Below are 21,912 nucleotides of genomic sequence, written 5' to 3'. Positions count from 1 at the left end.
TGTCTCCTGACTAGCGGATCAGCGCCTGGAATTCGCGGAACGCGGGATGCTCGGCACTGCGCAACCACTCGAAGCCGACCATCTCGGTGGTCACGAGTTCGGCGCCGGCACCGGCCAGGCGGTCGAACGCGGCGTCCCGGTTGCGCTCGGTGCGCGAACTGCAGGCGTCGGTCACGACCCAGACTTCGAACTCGTCTTCCAGCAAGTCGAGCGCGGTCTGCAGCAGGCAGACATGGGCTTCGCAGCCTGCAATGACGATGGTGTTGCGCTCTTCGGCCGCAGCCGGCGGCTTCTGCAGATGCTTGGGCAGGCTGCGCGCGTTTCCTTGCGGCGCCGCTTTGGCCGGCACGCGCAGCCATTCGCCCAGGCCCTCTTCCACGGCGCTGAAATGCATTTTGGACAAGGTGCGCTGGCACAGGGCGCGAATCGCGGCCAGGTTCTCGCCGAGCTTCGACGGGTTCTGTTCGGTACCGAACACCGGCACGTCGACCAGTTTTGCAAGCTGGCCGAGCCGCACCGCATTGGCCGCGGCCGCATCGCCTTCGAAGATCGCCGGCATCAGACGTGCCTGGTAGTCGACCAGCACGAGTTGGGATTGGGAGGCGTCGAGCAGCATGGGAGCGGGTGTCTTTTGAAACGGGGGCTAGACCGTACCACCGAACAGGTCGCGCCGGCCGCCCGATCAATCCGGCATCAAACGGATCAGCTGGCCGTTCGATTCATCGGTCAGCACGTACAGCAGCCCGTCCGGCCCCTGCTTGACGTCGCGGATCCGCGCCCGGCCCTCCTGCAGCAGCTTGTGCTCGGCCACGACCTTGCCATTTTTGAGCTCGATGCGGTCCAGATAGCCGAATTTCAGCGAGCCGACGAACAGGTTGCCCTTCCAGCCGGCGCCGTAGCGATCGCTCGTGAGAAAGGTCATGCCCGAGGGCGCGATCGAAGGAACCCAGTAATGCAGCGGCTGCTCCATGCCGTCTTTCGCGGTCAGGCCATCGCCGATCTTGCCGCCGCCGTAGTTCTCGCCATAGGTGATCACCGGCCACCCGTAGTTGCGACCGGCTTGCGCCACGTTGATCTCGTCGCCGCCCTGCGGCCCGTGCTCGGTCATCCAGAAACGGCCGTCCGACGCGAGTGCAGCGCCCTGGCCGTTGCGATGGCCGTAGCTCCAGATCTCGGGCAGCGCGCCGGCCTTGCCCACAAAGGGGTTGTCGTTCGGCACCGTGCCGTCTTTCCGGATGCGGATCACCTTGCCGTGGTGGTTGTCGAGCGTCTGCGCATCTTCCTTGCGGCTGAAGCGGTCGCCGAGCGTGAGAAACAGGTTGCCGTCGCCGGACTCGACGATGCGGCAGCCGAAGTGCGAGCGGCTGGCGAACTTGGGCTTCTGGCTGAAAAGGATCTTCAAGCCCTCCAGCCGGCTGCGGTCGGCCGACAGCTGCGCGCTTGCCAGCGCGGTGCTGTTGGCACTGCCGCCGCCCGCCTCGGGCTCCGAAAAACAGAAGTACACGGTGCGGTTTCGCACAAACGCCGAGTCGACCAGCACGTCGAGCAGGCCGCCCTGGCCTCCGGCCGCAATGGCCGGCAGGCCCGTGACAGCGGCGCCGAGCTTGCCGTCGGCCTCGACCACGCGCAGCCGCCCCGGTCGTTCCGTCACCAGGAATCTGCCTTCGGGCAGAAAACTCACGCCCCACGGATGGTCGAACCCGCTGACCAGAATGACCGGTCGCGGTGCAGCTATTGCACCGCAGCAAACACCCGCAATGAGCCAGCCGGCCCGCGTGCACCACCAACGGGCCCCGAATTTGCTATGCATTGCCGTTCCTCAGGTTTGTGAAGTCGGAAGTTAAAGACCCGTTGCAAGCCATTGAAGCTGTTTAACAAACTTTCGGATTACATCGCCGTGACAGGGCGCGATCCGAATCGGTGCATCTTTACATATCACATAACGAATTTTAAAAAAAACATATGCAGGACAAGCACTTACATGCAAAATCGCGAACTCGCATGAAATTGACATCACTGTTTGTCATCAATATCCTACGCACCATGCGTTTTTTCGTCTTACCCGCTTCCCTCCTCCTTGCCTTCGCAGCGCATGCTGCGCCGCACCAGGAACGCTCAGACGACATGGAACGCGTGCTTGGCGACAAGGGTTTGATCGGGCAACTCGATCAAGTTCGCCAGACGGTGACCGACCGCACCTCCGAACTCGTGGTGAGCGCCATCGGATTTCTCGGTGTTCCCTACCGCCGCGGCGGCAACACCGCCGAAACGGGGTTCGATTGCAGCGGCTTCGTCCGCGCCATGTACAACCAGACGGTCGGCCTCGTGCTGCCGCGTCGCGCTGAAGAGCAGGCCGCAGCCACCCAGCCGGTGGCGCGCGCCGACATGAAGCCGGGTGATCTGGTTTTCTTCAACACCATGCGGCGCGCATTCAGCCATGTCGGCATCTACGTCGGCGAAGGCAAGTTCATCCATTCTCCGAAACCCGGCGCGGAAGTGCGCGTCGAAGACATGACGGGCAGCTACTGGCAAAGACGCTTCAATGGCGCGCGCCGGGTCGAAGCGGCGCAGGGGCCGTCCGCCAAGGCTGGCGACTGAACCCACGGCAGCGCGGTCATCGACCGCCCCCATGAAAAAACCCGCCGGCGGCGGGTTTTTTCATGGGCGGCACTGCTGCGCCTGCAGGTTCAACGCTTTGAAGGCGGCAGATCGGTGCAGGTGCCGTGCGCCACTTCCGCCGCCATGCCGATGCTCTCGCCCAGCGTCGGATGCGGATGGATGGTCTTGCCGATGTCGACTTCGTCCGCGCCCATCTCGATGGCCAGCGCGATCTCTCCGATCATGTCGCCCGCATGGGTGCCGACGATGCCGCCACCCAGGATGCGATGCGTCTCGGCGTCGAACAGCAGCTTTGTGAAGCCTTCGTCGCGGCCATTGGCGATGGCGCGGCCGGAAGCCGTCCACGGAAAGTGGCCCTTCTTGACCTTGATGCCTTCGGCCTTGGCCTGGTCTTCGGTGAGGCCGACCCACGCCACCTCGGGGTCGGTGTAGGCCACGCTCGGGATCACGCGGGCGTTGAAGGCGGCGCTGGACAGTTCCTTGTCGCCCTTCTGCTCGCCCGCGATGACCTCGGCCGCCACGTGCGCCTCATGCACCGCCTTGTGCGCCAGCATCGGCTGGCCGACGATGTCGCCGATCGCGAAGATGTGCGGCACGTTGGTGCGCATCTGGATGTCGACGTTGATGAAGCCGCGATCCGTCACGGCCACGCCGGCCTTCTCGGCGCTGATCTTCTTGCCGTTCGGGCTGCGGCCCACGGCCTGCAAAACCAGGTCGTAGACCTGCGGCTCTTTCGGCGCCTGTTCACCCTCGAACGTGACCTTGATGCCTTCCTTGGTCGCTTCGGCGCCCACGGTCTTGGTCTTGAGCATGATGTTGTCGAAGCGCGGCGTGTTCATCTTCTGCCAGACCTTGACCAGGTCACGGTCGGCGCCCTGCATCAGGCCGTCGAGCATTTCGACCACGTCGAGCCGTGCGCCGAGGGTCGAATACACCGTGCCCATTTCGAGGCCGATGATGCCGCCGCCCAGGATCAGCATGCGCTTCGGGTCGGTGCCCATCTCGAGCGCGCCCGTGGAGTCGACGATGCGCGGATCGTCCTTCGGCATGAACGGCAGGCTGACCGACTGCGAGCCAGCCGCGATGATGGCGTTGCGGAACTTGACGACCTGCTTCTTGCCGGTCGTGTCCCAGCTCGTGCCCGAGGTTTCTTCCACCTCGAGGTGGTACGGGTCGATGAAATTGCCGACGCCGCGCACCACGGTCACCTTGCGCATCTTGGCCATCGCGGTCAGGCCGCCGGTGAGCTTGCCCACCACCTTGTTCTTGTGGCCCAGCAGCTTGGCGCGGTCGACCGTCGGCGCTGCGAACGTGACGCCAAGCGACTCGAAGTGCTTGACCTCGTCCATCACCGACGCAACGTGCAGCAGCGCCTTCGATGGAATGCAGCCGACGTTCAGGCAAACGCCGCCGAGCGTCGCGTAGCGCTCGACCAGCACCACCTTGAGGCCGAGGTCGGCCGCGCGGAAGGCGGCCGAATAACCGCCGGGGCCAGCGCCGAGAACAACCACATCACATTCGACATCGACCGCGCCGCCATAACTCGATGCAGCTGCGGGGGCCGGCGCCGGGGGCGGCGCTGCGGCCGGTTTCGCTGCTGCGGCGGCCGGCGCGCGGGCTGCTGCCGGCGCAGCAGCGGGCGCCACGGCGCCATCGACTTCCAGCGTCAGCACCACCGAGCCTTGCTTGACCTTGTCGCCGACTTTCACCGCCAGCGCCTTGACCACGCCTGCTGCCGATGACGGGATTTCCATCGAGGCCTTGTCCGATTCGACCGTGATCAGCGATTGCTCGACCTTGACCGTGTCGCCTGGCTTCACCAGCACCTCGATCACCGCGACTTCGTCGAAGTCACCGATGTCGGGCACCTGAATTTGTTGTTCGCTCATTTGGACACCTTGAGTTTGAGTGTGAGAACGTCGACCGGTTCGGCCGAATTGCGATCGAATTCGCAAGCCGCGGCGATGCCGGCCTGCGCGACTTCCAGCGCACTGCGCGCCTTGGGGTAAGCCGCATGCATGGCGCCGAGTGCAAAGCTGCGTCCGGAGCCGATGCCCCAGAACTCCTTGAACTCGAACACTTCGCGGTAGCTGTAGATGCCGTAGATGCCGCTCGGGTTGGCCAGCAACACGGTGAACTGGCTCGATTCGTAGGGCTCGTGCTCGTCTTCCTTGGTCTGCAGGAAGAACGAGTCCTTCAGCACCGGATGCAACTGCAGAAAGGTGCGGTACACCTCGTCCTTGCTGCCCAGGCGCAGCTCCTCGCGCGAGATGCTGGCCAGCGCATGCCGCAACGCAGGGAAGTGCGCGGCCGAGCCGGCCACCGCCATCACGCTTTGTCCGGCCGCATCGTCGACCTTGAACATCTTGCGGTTGGCCTCCATGCGCTGCGACATGCGCGTGTCCCCGAAGGTCACGAGCGAGTCGGCCACCATTGCCACCTGGCCGCCCTTGCGGGCGGCCACCACCGTGGTCATAGCAGGATGCGGCGGTAGTCGGCGAGCACCTGCCCCAGGTACGCGTTGAAGCGCGCCGCCAAAGCTCCGTCAATCACCCGGTGGTCGTACGACAGCGACAGCGGCAGCGTCAGGCGCGGCACGAACTGCTTGCCGTCCCATACCGGCTTCATCTGGCCCTTGGACAGGCCCAGAATGGCGACTTCGGGCGCATTGATGATGGGCGTGAAGTGCGTGCCGCCGATGCCGCCGAGCGAGCTGATCGACATGCATCCACCCTGCATGTCGGCCGAGCCCAGCTTGCCGTCGCGCGCCTTCTTGGCGAGTTCGCCCATTTCCACGCTGATCTGCAGGATGCCCTTCTTGTCGGCATCTTTCAGCACCGGCACCACGAGCCCGTTGGGCGTGTCGGCCGCGAAGCCAACGTTGTAGTACTGCTTATAGACCAGCGTGTCGCCGTCCAGGCTGGCATTGAAATCCGGGAACTTCTTCAGCGCCGCCACCACCGCCTTGATCACGAAGGCCAGCATCGTCACCTTGACGCCGGACTTCTCGTTCTCCTTGTTGGTGGAGACGCGGAAAGCCTCGAGCTCGGTAATGTCAGCCTCGTCGTTATTCGTGACGTGCGGGATCATCACCCAGTTGCGGTGCAGGTTGGCACCGCTGAGCTTCTTGATGCGCGACAGATCCTTGCGCTCGACGCTGCCGAACTTCGTGAAGTCGACCTTGGGCCAGGGGATCAGGCCCAGCGCCGCACCATCGGCACCGCCGCCGCCCGCCGGTGCCTTCGCGCCGGCCGCCTTGGTGCTGGACTGGCCGCTCATCACGGCGCGGGTGAAGCCCTGGACGTCTTCCTGCGTGATGCGCCCCTTCGGCCCCGAACCCTTGACCTCTTCCAGCGGCACGCCGAGCTCACGCGCGAACTTGCGCACGGAGGGGGATGCGTGCGGCAGACCGGCGCTGGGAGCCACCGTCGGCTGGTGCGCAGCAGGCGCTGCTGCTGCGGACGCCGCCGGCGCCGCAGCAGCGGGAGCCGATGCGGTGGCCGGCGCAGGCGCGGCTGCAGCCTGGGCCGGTGCGGCCGCGGGTGCCGCAGCACCGCCGCCCGAGCCTTCGATCACCGCGATCAGATCGCCGATGTTGACCGTGTCGCCGACCTTGACCTTGAGCTCTTTCAGCACGCCGGCGGCGGACGAGGGAATCTCCATCGACGCCTTGTCCGACTCGACCGTGATCAACGACTGCTCGACCTTGATCGTGTCGCCGGCCTTGACCAGGATTTCGATGACGGCCACGTCCTTGAAGTCGCCGATGTCCGGCACCTTGACGTCGATCGGGCCAGCCGCCGCTGCAGGCGCCGCCGCAGCAGGCACGGGTGCAGCCGCCTGGGCAGGCGCGGCTGCAGGGGCCGCAGCGGCTGCAGGGGCGGGAGCGGCGGCGGCGCCTTCGGCCTCCACCACCAGCACGACCGAGCCTTCCTTGACCTTGTCGCCAACGGCGACCTTGAGTTCCTTCACCACGCCGGCCGTGCTCGACGGGATTTCCATCGACGCCTTGTCCGACTCCACCGTGATCAGCGACTGCTCGGCCTTGACCGTGTCGCCCACCTTCACCAGCACCTCGATCACCGCGACTTCATCGAAATCGCCGATGTCCGGCACTTTGACTTCCACTGTTGCCATGTTGTGTGTCTCCCGCCTTGTGGCGTTGATGATTACGCGTAAAGCGGGTTGATCTTGTCGGCGTCGATGCCGTACTTCTTGATCGCTTCAGCCACTTTGGCGGCCGGCAGCGTGCCGTCTTCGCTGAGTGCCTTGAGTGCGGCCACCACGATGAAATGGCGGTTGATCTCGAAGTGCTCGCGCAGCTTGCTGCGGAAGTCGCTGCGGCCGAAGCCGTCTGTGCCCAGCACCTTGTAGGTACGGCCCTTCGGAATGAACGGACGCACCTGCTCGGCATAGGCCTTCATGTAGTCGGTCGAGGCAACCACCGGGCCGGTGCTGGCAGCGAGTTGCTGCGCGATGAACGGCACGCGCGGCGTGTCGGTCGGGTGCAGCAGGTTCCAGCGGTCGGCATCCTGGCCGTCGCGCGTGAGTTCGTTGAAGCTCGGGCAGCTCCACACGCTCGCGCTCACGCCCCAGTCCTTCTCGAGCAGTTCCTGCGCCGCGAAGCTCTCGCGCAGGATCGTGCCGCTGCCGAGCAGCTGCACGGTCGGCGCCTTGGCCTTCAGAGCCGGCCCCTGCTTGGACAGGTACATGCCCTTGATGATCTGTTCCTCAGTGCCGGGCTGTAGGCCGGGCATCGGGTAGTTCTCGTTGAGCAGCGTCAGGTAGTAGTAGACGTTTTCCTGGCGCTCGACCATGCGCTTGAGGCCGTGGTGCAGGATGACGCCGACTTCGTGCGCGAAGGTCGGGTCGTAGCTGACGCAGTTCGGGATGGTGTTGGCCAGGATGTGGCTGTGGCCGTCTTCGTGCTGCAGGCCTTCGCCGTTCAGCGTGGTGCGCCCCGAGGTGCCGCCGAGCAGGAAGCCCCGCGCCTGCATGTCGCCGGCCGCCCAGGCCAGGTCGCCGATGCGCTGGAAGCCAAACATCGAGTAGTACACATAGAACGGCACCATGATGCGGTTGTTGGTGCTGTACGACGTGGCTGCCGCAATCCAGCTGGCCATGCCGCCGGCTTCGTTGATGCCTTCCTGCAGGATCTGGCCGGCCTTGTCTTCGCGGTAGTACATGACCTGGTCCTTGTCGACCGGGGTGTACTGCTGTCCTGCGGGGTTGTAGATGCCGATCTGGCGAAACAGGCCTTCCATGCCGAAAGTGCGCGCTTCGTCGACCAGGATCGGCACCACGCGCGGGCCGAGCGCCTGATCGCGCAGCAGCTGCGTGAGAAAGCGCACATAGGCCTGCGTGGTCGAGATCTCGCGGCCTTCGGCCGTGGGCTCGACCACCGACTTGAAGGTTTCCAGCGAAGGCACCGTGAAGCTCTCATCGGCCTTGGTGCGGCGATGCGGCAGGTAACCGCCCAGCGCCTTGCGGCGCTCGTGCAGGTACTGCATTTCGGGCGTGTCGTCGGCCGGCTTGTAGAACGGAATCTCGGCCAGCTGGCTGTCGGGAATCGGAATGTTGAAGCGGTCGCGGAACGCCTTGATGTCTTCGTCGGTGAGCTTCTTGGTCTGGTGCACGTTGTTCTTGCCCTCGCCGCTCTTGCCCATGCCGAAGCCCTTGACGGTCTTGATCAGCAACACCGTCGGTTGGCCGGTGTGGTTGACGGCCGCATGGAACGCTGCATAGACCTTCTTCGGGTCGTGGCCGCCGCGCTTGAGCTGCCAGATCTCGTCGTCCGTCATGTGGGCAACCATCTCGAGCGTGCGCGGATCGCGGCCGAAGAAATGCTTACGGACATACGCGCCGTCGTTCGCCTTGAAGGCCTGGTAGTCGCCGTCGAGCGTGTCCATCATGAGCTTCTTGAGCGCACCATCCTTGTCGCGCGCCAGCAGCGGATCCCATTCGCTGCCCCACAGCAGCTTGATCACGTTCCAGCCCGAGCCGCGGAACTCGCCTTCGAGCTCCTGCACGATCTTGCCGTTGCCGCGCACCGGGCCATCGAGGCGCTGCAGGTTGCAATTGACGACGAACACCAGGTTGTCGAGGTTCTCGCGGGCGGCCAGGCCGATGGCGCCGAGCGACTCGACCTCGTCCATTTCGCCGTCGCCGCAGAACACCCAGACCTTGCGGTTCTCGGTGTTGGCGATGCCGCGGGCGTGCAGGTACTTGAGGAAGCGGGCCTGGTAGATCGCCATCAGCGGGCCGAGGCCCATCGACACGGTCGGGAACTGCCAGAACTCGGGCATCAGCTTCGGGTGCGGGTAGCTCGACAGGCCCTTGCCGTCGACTTCCTGGCGGAAGTGCAGCAGTTGCTCTTCGGTCAGGCGGCCTTCGAGGTAGGCGCGCGCATAGACGCCCGGCGACACGTGGCCCTGGATGTAGAGGCAGTCGCCGCCGTGGTTTTCACTCTCGGCGTGCCAGAAGTGGTTGAAGCCGGCGCCGAACATGTGGGCCAGCGAGCCGAACGAGCCGATGTGGCCACCGAGGTCGCCCCCATCGACAGGGTGATGGCGGTTGGCCTTGACCACCATCGCCATCGCATTCCAGCGCATGTAGGCGCGCAGTCGCTCTTCGACTTCGATGTTGCCGGTGCAGCGCGCTTCCTGGTCGGGCTCGATGGTGTTGACGTAGCCGGTGTTGGCCGAGAACGGCATGTCGATGCTGTTCTGGCGCGCATGTTCGAGCAGTTGCTCGAGCAGGAAGTGGGCGCGCTCCGGGCCCTCGCTCTGGATCACGGCGGACAGTGCGTCCATCCATTCACGCGTTTCCTGCCTGTCCGCGTCGTTCGCGGCCGAGCCAAAAAGATTCTCGGGATTTGCCGACATGTTGTTTGTCTCCTGGATGTGGATGGCAGCAATTTACCGCCGGGTTTGCATCGCGCGGCAGTTTCGCACAAATTTTTAGAGATTTCAAATGGTGCGTATCGATTTCTTATTATGAAACGTATTGCAGTACTTGTTGGGCGATGGGGCAGCTAATCGCCTGCCCCATCGAAAGCCATTTCAGGCGTGTCCAGCGGCACAAGTCGGGGGTTCCCCTAAACTCGCGCGATGCCCCTCTCTTCCCCCGTCACTGCAGCGCGCCAGGTCGTGAGCGCGTCGCCGTTGTCGTGGTGGCGCCGCTGGTGGCGCAGGCAAACGCCGGTGTTGCAGGACGCGGTCGCCATGCTGGCGCCGCTGGCAGCGGTGTTGCTGTTTCTGGCGGCCATCGTGTCGGCCTTCTGGTATCTGCGCGCCGAAGAGCTCGGGCGCGAGCAGGAGTCGGTCAAGCGCGATGTCGAATACGCCCAGCAGCGCGTGCGGTTGCGGTTACTCGAGCGGCAGGAGCAGCTGATGCGCATCGCGCGCGATGCATCCAATCGCGAGATCGATCCGACCGAGTTCGCGAGCCGGTCCGAGTCGCTGGTGAGCCAGTTCCCCGAGCTGCAGGCCGTGACCTGGATCGACGACCGGCGCCGTGTGCGCGCGGCCTATGGGGCACCCAGCCTGCATCCGGCCCAGCAACATGCGATCGGCGAGGTGCTGCGTCCGGGCGATATCGAAACCAACTACGCGCTCGCGCGCGAATTGCGCCAGCCGGTGTTTTCGCAGCCGGTGGCGGGCAGCGATCCGCCAAGCCTGCTGCAGCTCCACATTCCACTGTTCGACCAGGGCCTGTTTGCCGGCGTGGTGCTCGGGGAGTTCTCGATCGACGGGCTGCTGCGCTACGGCATCCCGCCCGAGGTGTCGGCACGCTATGCGGTGTCGCTGCTCGACGCCAAGGACGGATTGATCGCCGGCAACACCGTCAATCCGCGCGAGGCCGGCGCGCGGCTGCTGCCCTGGGCCGAGCACACCAACGAATACGAGGTACCGGTGTCACCGGTCGGCAACGGCCTGCTGCTGCGCGCACAGGCCTACCGCACCTCGCAGGGCATCGTCGGCAACGGGCTGTTCTGGCTGGTGGTCGCGCTCAGCGTGCTCACCAGCTGGATGCTGATCGGCACGTGGCGCCACACCCGGCGGCGCCTGCAGGCACAACAGGCGCTGATGGCCGAAACCAACTTCCGCCGGGCGATGGAGAACTCCATGCTGACCGGCATGCGCGTGCTTGATCTCGAAGGCCGCATCACCTACGTCAACGCGGCGTTCTGCGCGATGACCGGCTGGAGCGAGTCCGAGCTGGTCGGCCAGACGCCGCCTTTCCCCTACTGGCTGGAATCCGACCGCGAGGTGATGAACGAGCGGCTCGAGGAAGAGCTGCATGGCCGCGCCCTGCCCGGCGGCTTTCAGGTGCGCGTGAAGCGAAAGAACGGCAGCGTGTTCAGCGCCCGCCTGTACGTGTCGCCGCTGATCGATGCGCGCGGACATCAAACCGGCTGGATGACGTCGATGACCGACATCACCGAGCCCACGCGCATCCGCGAGCAGTTGTCGGCCTCGCACGAGCGCTTCACCACGGTGCTGGAAGCGCTCGACGCCTCGGTGTCGGTGGCACCGCTCGGCAGCGAGGAACTGCTGTTCGCCAACAAGCTCTACCGCAGCTGGTTCGGCTCCGACACCATCGGCCACCTCGGCATGGTGGCGCAGGCTGGCGTGCCGGCGTCCCAGGCGCACGACGAGGGGCTGGACGACGTCGACCCGTTCGCCGGCCTGCCGATCGACACGCTGACCGGCGCGCAGCCGGCCAACAACGAGATCTTCGTGCCCGAGCTCGGCAAGTGGCTCGAAGTGCGCTCGCGCTACCTGACCTGGGTCGACGGCCGGCTGGCACAGATGGTGATCGCCACCGACATCACACCGCGGCGCGACGCCGAGGATCTGTCGGCCGCACAGGCGGATCGCGCGCAGTCCGCCAGCCGCCTGATCACGATGGGCGAGATGGCCTCCAGCGTGGCACACGAGCTGAACCAGCCGCTGACCGCCATCACCAACTATTGCAACGGCATGGCCTCGCGCATCCGCGGCCAGACCATCGACAACGAAGCGTTGCTGGCGGCCCTCGACAAAACGTCCAAGCAGGCGCAGCGTGCCGGCCAGATCATCCAGCGCATCCGCTCCTTCGTGAAGCGCAGCGAGCCGAACCGCACGCCGGCCGAGGTCGGCGCAATGGTCAGCGAAGCGGTCGAATTGGCCGGTATCGAACTGCGCCGGCGCAACGTGCGGCTCAACCACTACGTGGCGGCGCGGCTGCCGATCCTGCGCGTAGATCCGATCCTGATCGAGCAGGTGCTGGTCAATCTGCTGAAGAACGCAGCCGAGTCGATCGACGCGGCCGATCGGCCGCTGGCGCGCCGCAGCGTCGAGCTGCGCGTGTTGCCGAGGATGGCCGAAGGCCAGAATGCCGTCGAGTTCTCGGTGCAGGACACCGGCATGGGCCTGGCGCCCGAGGTGATGGACCGGCTCTACGAGGCCTTCTTCTCGACCAAGCCCGAAGGCATGGGCATCGGGCTGAACCTGTGCCGCACCATCGTCGAGTCGCACCGCGGCCGTATGCAGGCAGAGAACCTCTACAATGGTTCAGAGGTCGTCGGGTGCCGTTTTTCCTTCTGGATTCCGGTGCTTGACGCTATCAATTCCGTAGCAAGCGACGAGGCAAAGGTACCCGCATGAGTTTGATTCCGAAGAAGGGCACGGTCTACGTCGTCGACGACGACGAAGCAGTGCGCGATTCCCTCCAGTGGTTGTTGGAAGGCAAGGACTACAGGGTGCGCTGTTTCGATTCGGCCGAGTCCTTTCTGTCGCGCTACGACCCGCGCGAAGTGGCCTGCCTGATCGTCGACATCCGCATGGCCGGCATGACCGGTCTCGAGTTGCAGGATCGGCTGATCGAGCGCCGCTCGCCGCTGCCGATCGTCGTCATCACCGGCCACGGCGACGTGCCGATGGCGGTCGACTCGATGAAGAAGGGTGCGATGGATTTCATCCAGAAGCCCTTCAACGACGAGGAACTGGTCACGCTGGTCGAGCGCATGCTCGAGCACGCCCGCGGCGCCTTTGCGCAGCACCAGCAATCGGCCAGCCGCGACGCGCTGCTGTCCAAGCTCACCGGCCGCGAGGCACAGGTGCTCGAGCGCATCGTCGCCGGTCGCCTGAACAAGCAGATCGCCGACGACCTCGGCATCAGCATCAAGACGGTGGAAGCGCACCGCGCCAACATCATGGAGAAGCTCAACGCCAATACCGTGGCCGATCTGCTCAAGATCGCGCTCGGGCAGGCCGCCCCGGCCAAGGCCTAGACGACCCTATCGCCGCGATAGCCATGAATGCCCGCCACGCCTGCGTCAGCGGGCGTTTTTACTTGGAGAATCGAAACCCATGACGGCTCAATTGATCGACGGCACCGCGCTGTCCCGCACCCTGCGCACCGAGGTCGCCTCCCGCGCCGCCGCCCTCAGGACGAAAGGCGTCACGCCCGGCCTCGCCGTGGTGCTGGTCGGCGAAAACCCGGCCAGCCAGGTCTACGTGCGCAACAAGGTCAAGGCCTGCGAAGACAACGGCCTGCACTCGGTCCTGGAAAAGTACCCGGCCGAACTGAGCGAAGCTGACCTGCTGGCACGCGTCGATGCGCTCAACAACGACCCCGCCATCCACGGCATCCTGGTGCAGTTGCCGCTGCCCGCCCACATCGACGCGCAAAAGGTCATCGAAGCCATCTCGCCGGCCAAGGACGTCGACGGCTTCCACGTCGCGAGCGCAGGCGCGCTCATGACCGGCGCGCCCGGCTTCTGGCCCTGCACACCCTACGGCTGCATGAAGATGCTGGAGTCCATCGGCTACAAGCTGCGCGGCAAGCATGCGGTGGTGATCGGCCGCAGCAACATCGTCGGCAAGCCCATGGCGCTGATGCTGCTGGCCCAGAGCGCCACCGTGACCATCTGCCACAGCGCAACGCCCGACCTCGGCGCCATGACGCGCCAGGCCGACGTGATCGTCGCCGCCGTCGGCAAGCGCAATGTGCTCACGGCCGACATGGTGAAGCCCGGCGCGGTCGTGATCGACGTCGGCATGAACCGCACCGACGAAGGCAAGCTCTGCGGCGATGTCGACTTCGACGGCGTGCGCGAAGTGGCCGGCTGGATCACGCCGGTGCCCGGCGGCGTGGGCCCCATGACCATCACGATGTTGCTGGTGAACACCCTTGAAGCGGCCGAACGCGCCGCAAATTGATTGAAACCATGAACCCCAATCCGCTCCTCGACTTCACCGACCTCCCGCTGTTCGACCAGATCCGGCCCGAGCATGTTGCCCCTGCGGTCGACGTGCTGCTGGCCGAGGCCGATACCGCGCTGCAGACCGTCACCGCGCCGGCGTTCCCGGCCGAATGGCTGGCCATTGCGAAGGTGCTCGATGTGTCGACCGAGCGTTTCAGCCGCGCCTGGGGCGCGATCGGCCATCTCAATGCGGTGGCGGACACGCCCGAACTGCGCGCCGCCTACAACGACGCCATGCCGCGCGTCACGGCGTTCTGGACGCGGCTCGGCTCCGACGAGCGTCTCTACGCCAAGTACAAGGCGATCGACCCGGCCACGCTGAACCCCGAGCAGCGCCAGGCCCACAAGTACGCGGTGCGCAACTTCGTGCTTGGCGGCGCCGAATTGCAGGGCGCAGCCAAGGAGCGTTTTGCCGCGATCCAGGAACGCCAGGCCGAGCTGAGCCAGAAGTTCAGCGAGAACGCCCTCGACGCCACCGATGCCTTCGCGTACTACGCGGCCCTGGGCGAACTCGAAGGCGTGCCCGAAGACGTGGTCAGTACCGCGCGTGCGGCGGCCGAATCCGAGGGCAAGGAAGGCTACAAGCTCACGCTCAAGATGCCTTGCTACCTGCCCGTGATGCAGTTTGCAAAAAGCAGCGCGTTGCGCCAGACGCTCTACCGCGCGTATGTCACGCGCGCCAGCGAGTTCGGCGATCCGGCGCTCGACAACACGGCGCTGATCCGCGAGATCCTCGCTCTGCGGCAGGAAGAAGCGCAGTTGCTCGGCTACAAGAACTTCGGCGAACTCTCGGTGGTGCCGAAGATGGCGGATTCGCCCGACCAGGTGATCAAGTTCCTGCGCGACCTCGCCGCCAAGGCCAGGCCCTACGGGGAGCGCGACCTGGCCGACCTGCGTGCATTCGCGAGCGAGCAGCTTGGCATGAGCGACCCGCAGCCTTGGGACTGGAGCTACGTGGGCGAAAAGCTCAAGGAGGCGCGCTATTCCTTCAGCGAACAGGAGGTCAAGCAGTACTTCACCGCGCCGAAGGTGATGGCCGGCCTGTTCAAGATTGTCGAGACGCTGTTTGAAGTGAACATCCAACGCGACGGCGCACCGGTGTGGCACCCGGCCGTCGAGTTCTACCGCATCGAGCGCGCAGGGCAGAAGATCGGCCAGTTCTACCTCGACCCGTCGGCGCGCGCCGGCAAGCGCGGCGGCGCCTGGATGGACGACGTGCGCGCACGCTGGCTGCGGCCCGACACCGGCGCGCTGCAAACGCCGATCGCGCAACTGGTCTGCAACTTCGCCGAAGGCGTCGACGGCAAGCCGCCGCTGCTCACGCACGACGACGTGACCACGCTGTTCCACGAGTTCGGCCACGGCCTGCACCACATGCTCACGCAGATCAACGAGCGCGATGTCTCGGGCATCAGCGGCGTCGAATGGGATGCGGTCGAGCTGCCGAGCCAGTTCATGGAGAACTTCTGCTGGGAGTGGGACGTTCTTTCGCACATGACTTCGCACGTCGACACCGGCGCGCCGCTGCCGCGCGCGCTGTTCGACAAGATGACCGCGGCCAAGAACTTCCAGAGCGGCCTGCAGACGCTGCGCCAGATCGAGTTCTCGCTGTTCGACATGCTGCTGCATACGCGCTACGACGCCGCGACGGCCGCTCCCGGCGCGGTGATGGCGCTGCTGGGCGAGGTGCGCAGCGAGGTCGCGGTGATGCCCTCGCCCGAGTTCAGCCGCACGCCCAACACCTTCAGCCACATCTTCTCGGGCGGCTACGCAGCCGGCTACTACAGCTACAAGTGGGCCGAGGTGCTGAGCGCCGACGCCTATGCGGCCTTCGAGGAAACCGTGGGCAGCAATGGCGAGCCGAGCATCGAGACCGGCCGCAAGTACCGGCAGGCGATTCTCGAGGCCGGCGGCAGCCGCAGCGCGATGGAGTCGTTCAAGGCCTTCCGCGGCCGCGAACCGCAGCTCGATGCACTGTTGCGCCACCAGGGCATGGCCGAAGTCGAGGCGGCCTGATGGATACTCGGGTCATTCGTTGACCCGGAGTTTCCGATGACCCTTTCCACCCCCCGTCTCACTGCGCTTGCCTTCTTGCTGGTCGCCGCTGGCGCCATCGCGCAGCCCGTGTACCGCAACGTCGACAAGAATGGCAAGGTCACCTTCTCGGATCAGCCGCCGGCCGCCAACGTGCAGCCCACCGCGCCACGCGGCGGCGGCGCGGCGGCTGGCGCCACCGGCGCGGGCCTGCCGTACGAATTGCGCCTGGTGGTTCAGCGCTACCCGGTCACGATCTACACCGGCGAAGACTGCGTACCCTGCGGCACCGCGCGCTCGATGCTGACCACGCGTGGCATTCCGTTCGACGAACGCATCGTCAAGACCAACGAAGACATCGACGCACTCCAGCGCCTGAGCGGGCAGAACTCGCTGCCGCTGCTGACCATCGGCGCGCAGCAGCTCAAGGGCTATTCGGACGGTGAGTGGTCGCAGTACCTCGACGCGGCCGGCTACCCCAAGAGCAACCAATTGCCGGCAGGCTACAACCGTCCGCCGGCCCAACCGCTGGTGGCGGTCCAACAGGCAGCGCCCCCGCGTCCCGCGGCAGCGCCCGCACCGGCGGCTGCGCCGGCTCCTCCACCCGCCGCAACCGGCCCGACGCAGAGCAACCCGGCCGGCATCAAGTTCTGAGCGACGCCGCGCCGCCGAAGACAAGCGTCTGAACGCCGTCCGGTGTGCCGAGCAGGCACACGTCGGCCTTCTGGTGCGCGAACACGCCCACCGTCACCACGCCGGGCCACTGGCTCACCTCGGTCTCGAACGCGAGCGGATCGGTGATCTTCAGGCCCGTCACGTCGACGATGTGCTGGCCGTTGTCGGTGACCAGCGGCAGGCCGTCCCGCTCGCGCACCTGGGCCAGTCCGCCCAGCCGTTCGAACTGGCGCATCACGCGGCGCGCCGCCATCGGAATCACTTCCACCGGCAACGGAAACGCGCCAAGCACCTCGACCCGCTTCGACAGATCGGCAATGCAGACAAAACGCCGGGACTGCGCAGCGACGATCTTCTCGCGCGTGAGCGCCGCGCCACCGCCCTTGATCATGAAACCGTGGCCGTCGATCTCGTCGGCGCCGTCGATGTACACGGCCAGTTCCTCCACCTCGTTGCTGTCGAACACCTCGATGCCGAGCGCACGCAAGCGTTCGGTCGAAGCCACCGAGCTCGACACCGCGCCGCGGATCGTGTGCTTGATCGTCGCCAGCGCCTCGATGAACTTGTTGACCGTCGAGCCGGTGCCGACGCCGACGATCTCGCCGGCCACCACGTAGTCGAGCGCGGCGCGGCCGACCTGGGTCTTGAGTTCGTCTTGGGGGAGCGGGCTGGCGGTCATCGGGGAGAATCCTGGGTTGTCGTTGTCTGTCTGAAGCCCTGGATTATCCGATGTCGCTGTTGCTGCCCTACGCCCTCGCCCGCCCTTTCCTGTTCGGCCTCGACGCGGAGCATGCGCACGAACTCACGCTCGACGGGCTGGCCCGCACGCAGAACACACCGCTGGCCTGCGTCTACACGGCCGCGCGCGTGGAAGACCCGGTCACGCTGGCGGGGTTGAGCTTTCCCAACAAGGTCGGCCTTGCCGCCGGGCTCGACAAGAACGCACGCTGCATCGACGCCTTCGCAGCCATGGGCTTTGGCTTCGTCGAGGTCGGCACGGTCACCCCGAAAGCGCAGCCCGGCAATGCCAAGCCGCGCATGTTCCGCCTGCCGCAGCGCGAAGCGTTGATCAACCGCCTCGGCTTCAACAACCAAGGGCTCGATGCGTTCATCTCGAACGTGCAGCGCGCACGGTTTCGCAAGCGCGCCGGCCGTTCGGGCCCGATGCTGCTCGGCCTCAACATCGGCAAGAACGCGGCCACCCCGATCGAGCGCGCCACCGACGACTACCTGCTGTGCCTCGAAGGGGTGTATCCGCACGCCGACTACGTGACGATCAACATCTCGAGCCCCAACACCGCCAACCTGCGCACGCTGCAAAGCGACGAGGCGCTCGATGCGCTGCTGGGCACGCTGGCGCAACGGCGGGAGGCACTGGCCGCGGCGCACGGCAAGCGCGTGCCGCTGTTCGTGAAGATCGCGCCGGATCTCGAAGAAGCACAGGTTGCCGTGATTGCCGCGACGCTCAAGCGCCACGCCATGGATGGCGTGATCGCGACCAACACCACGCTGGCGCGCGATGCGGTGGCGGGCCTGCCGCACGGCAACGAAAGCGGCGGCCTCTCGGGCGCGCCAGTGCGCGAGGCCAGCAACCGTGTGGTTGCGCAGCTGCGTGCAGCATTGGGGAAGGGGTTCCCGATCATCGGCGTGGGCGGCATTTTGAATGCGGCCGATGCCAGGGCCAAGATCGCGGCCGGTGCCGACGTGGTGCAGATCTACACCGGGTTGATCTACCGCGGCCCCGCGCTGGTGCGCGAGGCCGCGAAGGCGCTGAAGAGCGCCTGAGCGCTCATCCGTTCAACGCATGCGCCAGAGCACGGGCGCGATCAGTGCGGCCCACCGCAGCAATCGGCGCGGCCCGAGGGCTGCCACCACCGCGGCGGCAGCCACGCCGGAAGCAACCGGATGCTGCCGCGCTATGCGCAACGCCGCGGCGGCTGGCGATTCGTCGGGTGGAGGGGCGCCGGGCGTCGCCGCCGGCGCTGGTGTTTCAAGCACCGCAATGCGCTGGCGCTGCCGTTCGATGCGGGCGAGCAGTTCCGCCTGCGTGGCCGGACGCGGGGAAGGTGCGGCAGCGTCGCCCTCCTCGTCGTGATCTCCACCCAGGCCAAAGCGCTGTTGTGCCCATTCCCAGTCGCGCTCGAACTCGCGACGGGTGGGTGCAAAGGCACTCTTCGCACCTTGCAGCGTCGACACGAGTGCCACCACGGCGCTCAGCCAGAGCGCGATCCATACCCCGGCCACCGACCAGGCCGCCGTGGTGCGGCTCGGCGTGTCCCAGAAATGCACCACCACTGCCACCGACAGCAAGGCCACCGTGACCGTGGTGAGGCCCAGCACGGCGATCACCAGAACCAGCATCTGCTTGAGACGCCGCTTCTCGTCCTCCCATGCCATGCGCACCAGCTGAACGCGGTCTTCCGCCGCCAGCGCGCCCTCACCGGCCGCAATGCGCAGCCGACGCAGCCGGGCGTCCAGCCCGAACAGCGACATGAGCTTCATCGACAGGCCTCCAGCCTGCGATTCAGGCGTTCAGGCGGCGGGCGTTGCGCGTGTAGGGCCGCGCGCTCAGCTGCGGCGGCCAAGCAGCAGACCCACCAGCACGCCGACCGCGAGGGCGGCACCGGCGATCTGCCACGGTTCATCGTGCGCGTAGGCGTTGGCGGTGTCGGCCGCGTCGCGCGCCTTCTTGGCGGCGAGCTTGCCCTTTTCGGCGGCCAGTTCACGGGCGATCGCCAACTTGGCATCCACCCGCTGGCGCAGCGCCTTGATGTGGGGGACCGCGTCGAGTTCCTTGCTGGCCAGAACGCCGCGCACGTCGTTCGCCAGATCTTCAGCCACCGCGTTGGCAGCCGCTTCGAGGTTTTGAGTGGATGCAGTCATTGAAATCGTCCCTCCGTGAGTTGCGCCGGCACCGCGCCGGCCACCGCACGCCTGCAAGCGGCGTGCCGTTCCATCGTACATGGGTTGCGCGGGTCTTTTTCGTGCCCGCGCTCAGACTTTTGCCAGCAATTGCGCAACGCGGCGGGCTATCGCCAGGCTGCTGGTCAGCCCGGGGGATTCGATGCCGAACAGATTGACGAGCCCCGCCACGCCGTGCTGCGCCGGCCCCTGGATCATGAAGTCGGCGGCCGGCTCGCCCGGCCCGGAGATCTTCGGCCGGATGCCGGCGTAGCCGGGCACGAGCGCGCCGTCTGCAAGCGCCGGCCAGTAGCGGCGCACCTCGGCATAGAAGCCTTCGCTCCGGATCGGGTCGACGACCAGATCCTGCGGAGAATCCACCCATTGCACGTCAGGCCCGAATTTGGCCTGCCCGCCCAGATCGAGCGTGAGATGGACGCCGAGGCCCGCCGCTTCCGGCACCGGGTAGATCAAGCGCGTGAATGGCGCGCGGCCGGCCAGAGTGAAATAGTTGCCCTTGGCAAAGTACGCGGTCGGCACGGCATCGGCACGCAGCCCGTCGAACCGCTTCGCCAACATAGGTGCGCCCAGCCCTGCCGCATTGACCACGCTGCGGCAACGCAGTTGCGTGCCGTCCACAGCGGCCAGGACGATCGACCCGGGCCCACATTCGGCACCCGCAACCGGCGATTTGAGCGCCACCACGCCACCGGCGTTTTCGAGTTCGCCTTGCAGGCTCAGCATCAGCGCATGGCTGTCGACGATGCCGGTGCTGGGCGAATGCAGTGCCGCCAGGCAATGCAACTGCGGCTCCATCTCGCGAGCCTGATCGGCCGTGAGCCATTCGAGGTCATCGACGCCGTTGTCGACGGCCCTGGCGCGAATCGCGTCGAGCTGGGCGACTTGCGCCTGTGAAGTGGCCACGATGAGCTTGCCACAGCGGCGATGGGGCAGCCCGCGCGCGATGAGGTAGTCGTAGAGAAGGTGTTTGCCCTCGACGCACAACTGCGCCTTCAGCGACCCCTTGGGGTAATAGATGCCGGCGTGAATCACCTCGCTGTTGCGCGAGCTGGTGCCGGTACCGATCGCGCCTTCGCCCTCCAGCACGATTACCTCGCGCCCGGCGAGCGCCAGTTCGCGCGCCACGGCCAGACCCACCACGCCGGCACCGATGACGGCGCAATCGAATTCATCCATCGCGCGAGCTTAGCCGCGCAACGGGACTGCGTTCAAGCGCCGGCCCGACGGAATGCCATGCGAGCCGGACTGCCGGGCTCGTCGGGTTCGATCGGCGGCGTGCCGGGCCCCTGGTCGGGCTCAACCGGCAAATCGGCGGGGTCGTCCGGGTTGGGCGTGATCGGGGTGGGCAAATCGGGGAATGTGGCCATGCCGGGCCTCCTTTCGCTTCGCTTCTTTCTACCGCCGATGCGCGTCGACCGCCACGGTGGACACGCGCAACCATGCGTCGGCCGGGGCCGACATGCGTGCGCAAATACGAAGGAAATTGGTGGGCGGTGGAGGTTTCGAACCTCCGACCCCAGCAGTGTGAATGCTGTGCTCTACCCCTGAGCTAACCGCCCCGAGCGGTACCTGGAACAGCCGCGAGGGCTGCTGGCACCGCCAGAAATGTTCGACACTTTCGTGCGAAGCCCGCGATTATGCCACAGCATTTTCGCCAGCTTGGCGAAACAGTGTGCGGCCGTTGCTGGCTTTGTCGAGTTGCTGCAACGCAGCCTCGTGCAGGGCCAGTTCATGCTCGCCTGCGCGCAGCACCGGCAGCGCAAAGCTGCGCAGATCCACCGCGATCGCCATGCCGAGCGTGGGCTCGTTCGACGCCACATCGATCAACAGCGCGTCTTGTCCCCGCGTGAGGTTGATGTAGACGTCGGCCAGCAGTTGCGCGTCGAGCTTGGCGCCGTGGAAAGTGCGATTGGAGCGATCCACGCCGAAGCGGTCGCACAGCGCATCGAGCGAGTTGCGCTTGCCCGGGTACACCTGCTTGGCCATCGCGAGCGTGTCGGTGATCTCGCCGACGAAGGTGCGCAGCGGCGGCAGGCCGGCCAGTTCGAGCTCCTTGTTGAGGAAGCCGACGTCGAAGGCGGCGTTGTGAATGATGAGTTCTGCGCCGCGCAGGTACTCGACAACGTCGCCCGCCAGCGTGGCGAACTTGGGCTTGTCGCGCAGGAAGTCGGTGGTGAGCCCGTGCACCTTGAGGGCGTCTTCGTGGCTCTCGCGCTCGGGGTTGAAGTAGATGTGCAGGTCGTTGCCGGTCAGCTTGCGGGCGAACAGCTCGACGCAGCCGAGTTCGATCACGCGGTCGCCGTTCTCGGCAGAGAGCCCGGTTGTTTCGGTATCGAGAACGATCTGGCGACTCATGTGTGCCCCCTGTCTCGGCACTTCGTGTCCTCGCCACCCCCCAAGGGGGTGCGAGC

The 21,912-nt window shown here is 66.0% G+C and carries 19 protein-coding genes and 1 tRNA gene; 7 read left to right on the top strand and 13 right to left on the bottom strand.

Features of this window, described 5'->3' with window-relative positions:
* Window positions 1-10 precede the first annotated feature (10 nt).
* Together QTI05_RS23060 and QTI05_RS23055 are read right to left on the bottom strand one after the other, a co-directional pair.
* Complete coding sequence (locus QTI05_RS23060) at window positions 11-616, bottom strand: isochorismatase family protein (RefSeq protein ID WP_286542992.1); 606 nt, start codon at window positions 614-616, stop codon at window positions 11-13.
* 66 nt (window positions 617-682) lie between these two features.
* Window positions 683-1,810, bottom strand: coding sequence for a PQQ-dependent sugar dehydrogenase (locus QTI05_RS23055; RefSeq protein WP_286619747.1), 1,128 nt, complete (start codon window positions 1,808-1,810; stop codon window positions 683-685).
* Between the two features lie 233 nt (window positions 1,811-2,043).
* On the opposite strand from QTI05_RS23055, the gene QTI05_RS23050 reads away from it, so the two are divergent.
* On the top strand, window positions 2,044-2,598 hold the full coding sequence (locus tag QTI05_RS23050; RefSeq protein ID WP_286543617.1) for a C40 family peptidase: 555 nt from the start codon (window positions 2,044-2,046) through the stop codon (window positions 2,596-2,598).
* An 89-nt stretch (window positions 2,599-2,687) separates the two neighbouring features.
* Here QTI05_RS23050 and lpdA read toward each other — a convergent pair whose 3' ends face one another.
* From lpdA to aceE, 4 genes are read right to left on the bottom strand one after another with little or no spacing between them, the layout of a single operon-like run.
* Window positions 2,688-4,508, bottom strand: coding sequence for a dihydrolipoyl dehydrogenase (lpdA, locus tag QTI05_RS23045; protein WP_286619746.1), 1,821 nt, complete (start codon window positions 4,506-4,508; stop codon window positions 2,688-2,690).
* A complete protein-coding gene (locus QTI05_RS23040; RefSeq protein ID WP_286542988.1) occupies window positions 4,505-5,095 on the bottom strand; it encodes an Ntn hydrolase family protein in 591 nt (196 codons plus the stop codon). The genes lpdA and QTI05_RS23040 overlap by 4 nt, the downstream gene beginning before the upstream one ends.
* Complete coding sequence (aceF, locus tag QTI05_RS23035; protein ID WP_286619745.1) at window positions 5,092-6,756, bottom strand: dihydrolipoyllysine-residue acetyltransferase; 1,665 nt, start codon at window positions 6,754-6,756, stop codon at window positions 5,092-5,094. Before aceF ends, QTI05_RS23040 begins: the two co-directional genes overlap by 4 nt.
* Window positions 6,757-6,788: 32 nt before the next feature.
* Window positions 6,789-9,503, bottom strand: coding sequence for a pyruvate dehydrogenase (acetyl-transferring), homodimeric type (gene aceE, locus QTI05_RS23030; RefSeq protein WP_286542984.1), 2,715 nt, complete (start codon window positions 9,501-9,503; stop codon window positions 6,789-6,791).
* Between the two features lie 225 nt (window positions 9,504-9,728).
* Between aceE and QTI05_RS23025 the strand changes: the two genes are divergently transcribed.
* The 5 genes from QTI05_RS23025 to QTI05_RS23005 all read left to right on the top strand — a co-directional run bounded on the left by QTI05_RS23025 (window position 9,729) and on the right by QTI05_RS23005 (window position 16,558).
* Window positions 9,729-12,269 (top strand): PAS domain-containing sensor histidine kinase, encoded by a 2,541-nt coding sequence (locus QTI05_RS23025; RefSeq protein WP_286619744.1) that lies wholly within the window; start codon window positions 9,729-9,731, stop codon window positions 12,267-12,269.
* Window positions 12,266-12,895, top strand: a complete 630-nt coding sequence (locus tag QTI05_RS23020) for a response regulator transcription factor (protein ID WP_286542981.1) — start codon at window positions 12,266-12,268, stop codon at window positions 12,893-12,895. Before QTI05_RS23025 ends, QTI05_RS23020 begins: the two co-directional genes overlap by 4 nt.
* A gap of 79 nt (window positions 12,896-12,974) precedes the next feature.
* The gene (gene folD, locus QTI05_RS23015) at window positions 12,975-13,826 is read left to right on the top strand and encodes a bifunctional methylenetetrahydrofolate dehydrogenase/methenyltetrahydrofolate cyclohydrolase FolD (RefSeq protein WP_286542979.1); all 852 of its coding nucleotides are present in this window, start codon (window positions 12,975-12,977) and stop codon (window positions 13,824-13,826) included.
* 8 nt (window positions 13,827-13,834) lie between these two features.
* Entirely contained in the window at window positions 13,835-15,886 is a 2,052-nt protein-coding gene (locus QTI05_RS23010; RefSeq protein WP_286619743.1) for a M3 family metallopeptidase, read from the top strand.
* A gap of 36 nt (window positions 15,887-15,922) precedes the next feature.
* Window positions 15,923-16,558: a glutaredoxin family protein gene (locus QTI05_RS23005; RefSeq protein ID WP_286619742.1), complete on the top strand. Its 636-nt coding sequence runs from the start codon at window positions 15,923-15,925 to the stop codon at window positions 16,556-16,558.
* On the opposite strand, the gene rpiA is transcribed toward QTI05_RS23005, so the two are convergent.
* Window positions 16,548-17,258 carry a ribose-5-phosphate isomerase RpiA gene (gene rpiA, locus QTI05_RS23000; RefSeq protein ID WP_286619741.1) on the bottom strand — a complete coding sequence of 237 codons (711 nt, stop codon included), beginning with the start codon at window positions 17,256-17,258 and terminating at the stop codon, window positions 16,548-16,550. The two genes, QTI05_RS23005 and rpiA, sit on opposite strands and share 11 nt — an antisense overlap.
* A 50-nt stretch (window positions 17,259-17,308) precedes the next feature.
* On the opposite strand from rpiA, the gene QTI05_RS22995 reads away from it, so the two are divergent.
* Entirely contained in the window at window positions 17,309-18,364 is a 1,056-nt protein-coding gene (locus QTI05_RS22995; RefSeq protein WP_286619740.1) for a quinone-dependent dihydroorotate dehydrogenase, read from the top strand.
* Window positions 18,365-18,376: 12 nt separating this feature from the next.
* Here QTI05_RS22995 and QTI05_RS22990 read toward each other — a convergent pair whose 3' ends face one another.
* The 6 genes from QTI05_RS22990 to dnaQ all read right to left on the bottom strand — a co-directional run bounded on the left by QTI05_RS22990 (window position 18,377) and on the right by dnaQ (window position 21,856).
* The gene (locus QTI05_RS22990) at window positions 18,377-19,081 is read right to left on the bottom strand and encodes a phage holin family protein (protein WP_286542972.1); all 705 of its coding nucleotides are present in this window, start codon (window positions 19,079-19,081) and stop codon (window positions 18,377-18,379) included.
* A gap of 66 nt (window positions 19,082-19,147) precedes the next feature.
* Complete coding sequence (locus QTI05_RS22985; RefSeq protein ID WP_286542968.1) at window positions 19,148-19,462, bottom strand: glycine zipper domain-containing protein; 315 nt, start codon at window positions 19,460-19,462, stop codon at window positions 19,148-19,150.
* A 111-nt stretch (window positions 19,463-19,573) separates the two neighbouring features.
* Window positions 19,574-20,677 (bottom strand): NAD(P)/FAD-dependent oxidoreductase, encoded by a 1,104-nt coding sequence (locus QTI05_RS22980; protein ID WP_286619739.1) that lies wholly within the window; start codon window positions 20,675-20,677, stop codon window positions 19,574-19,576.
* Window positions 20,678-20,709: 32 nt separating this feature from the next.
* Window positions 20,710-20,868 (bottom strand): hypothetical protein, encoded by a 159-nt coding sequence (locus QTI05_RS22975; RefSeq protein ID WP_286542964.1) that lies wholly within the window; start codon window positions 20,866-20,868, stop codon window positions 20,710-20,712.
* Window positions 20,869-20,985: 117 nt separating this feature from the next.
* A tRNA-Val gene (locus tag QTI05_RS22970) sits at window positions 20,986-21,060 on the bottom strand.
* Between the two features lie 76 nt (window positions 21,061-21,136).
* Window positions 21,137-21,856, bottom strand: coding sequence for a DNA polymerase III subunit epsilon (gene dnaQ, locus QTI05_RS22965; RefSeq protein WP_286542962.1), 720 nt, complete (start codon window positions 21,854-21,856; stop codon window positions 21,137-21,139).
* Window positions 21,857-21,912: the final 56 nt, after the last annotated feature.

The organism is Variovorax fucosicus (assembly GCF_030316825.1).
Classification (GTDB): Bacteria; Pseudomonadota; Gammaproteobacteria; order Burkholderiales; family Burkholderiaceae_C; genus Variovorax; species Variovorax fucosicus.
Note: the sequence above shows the minus strand (reverse complement) of the source record. Positions and strands in the feature narration are given on the sequence as shown.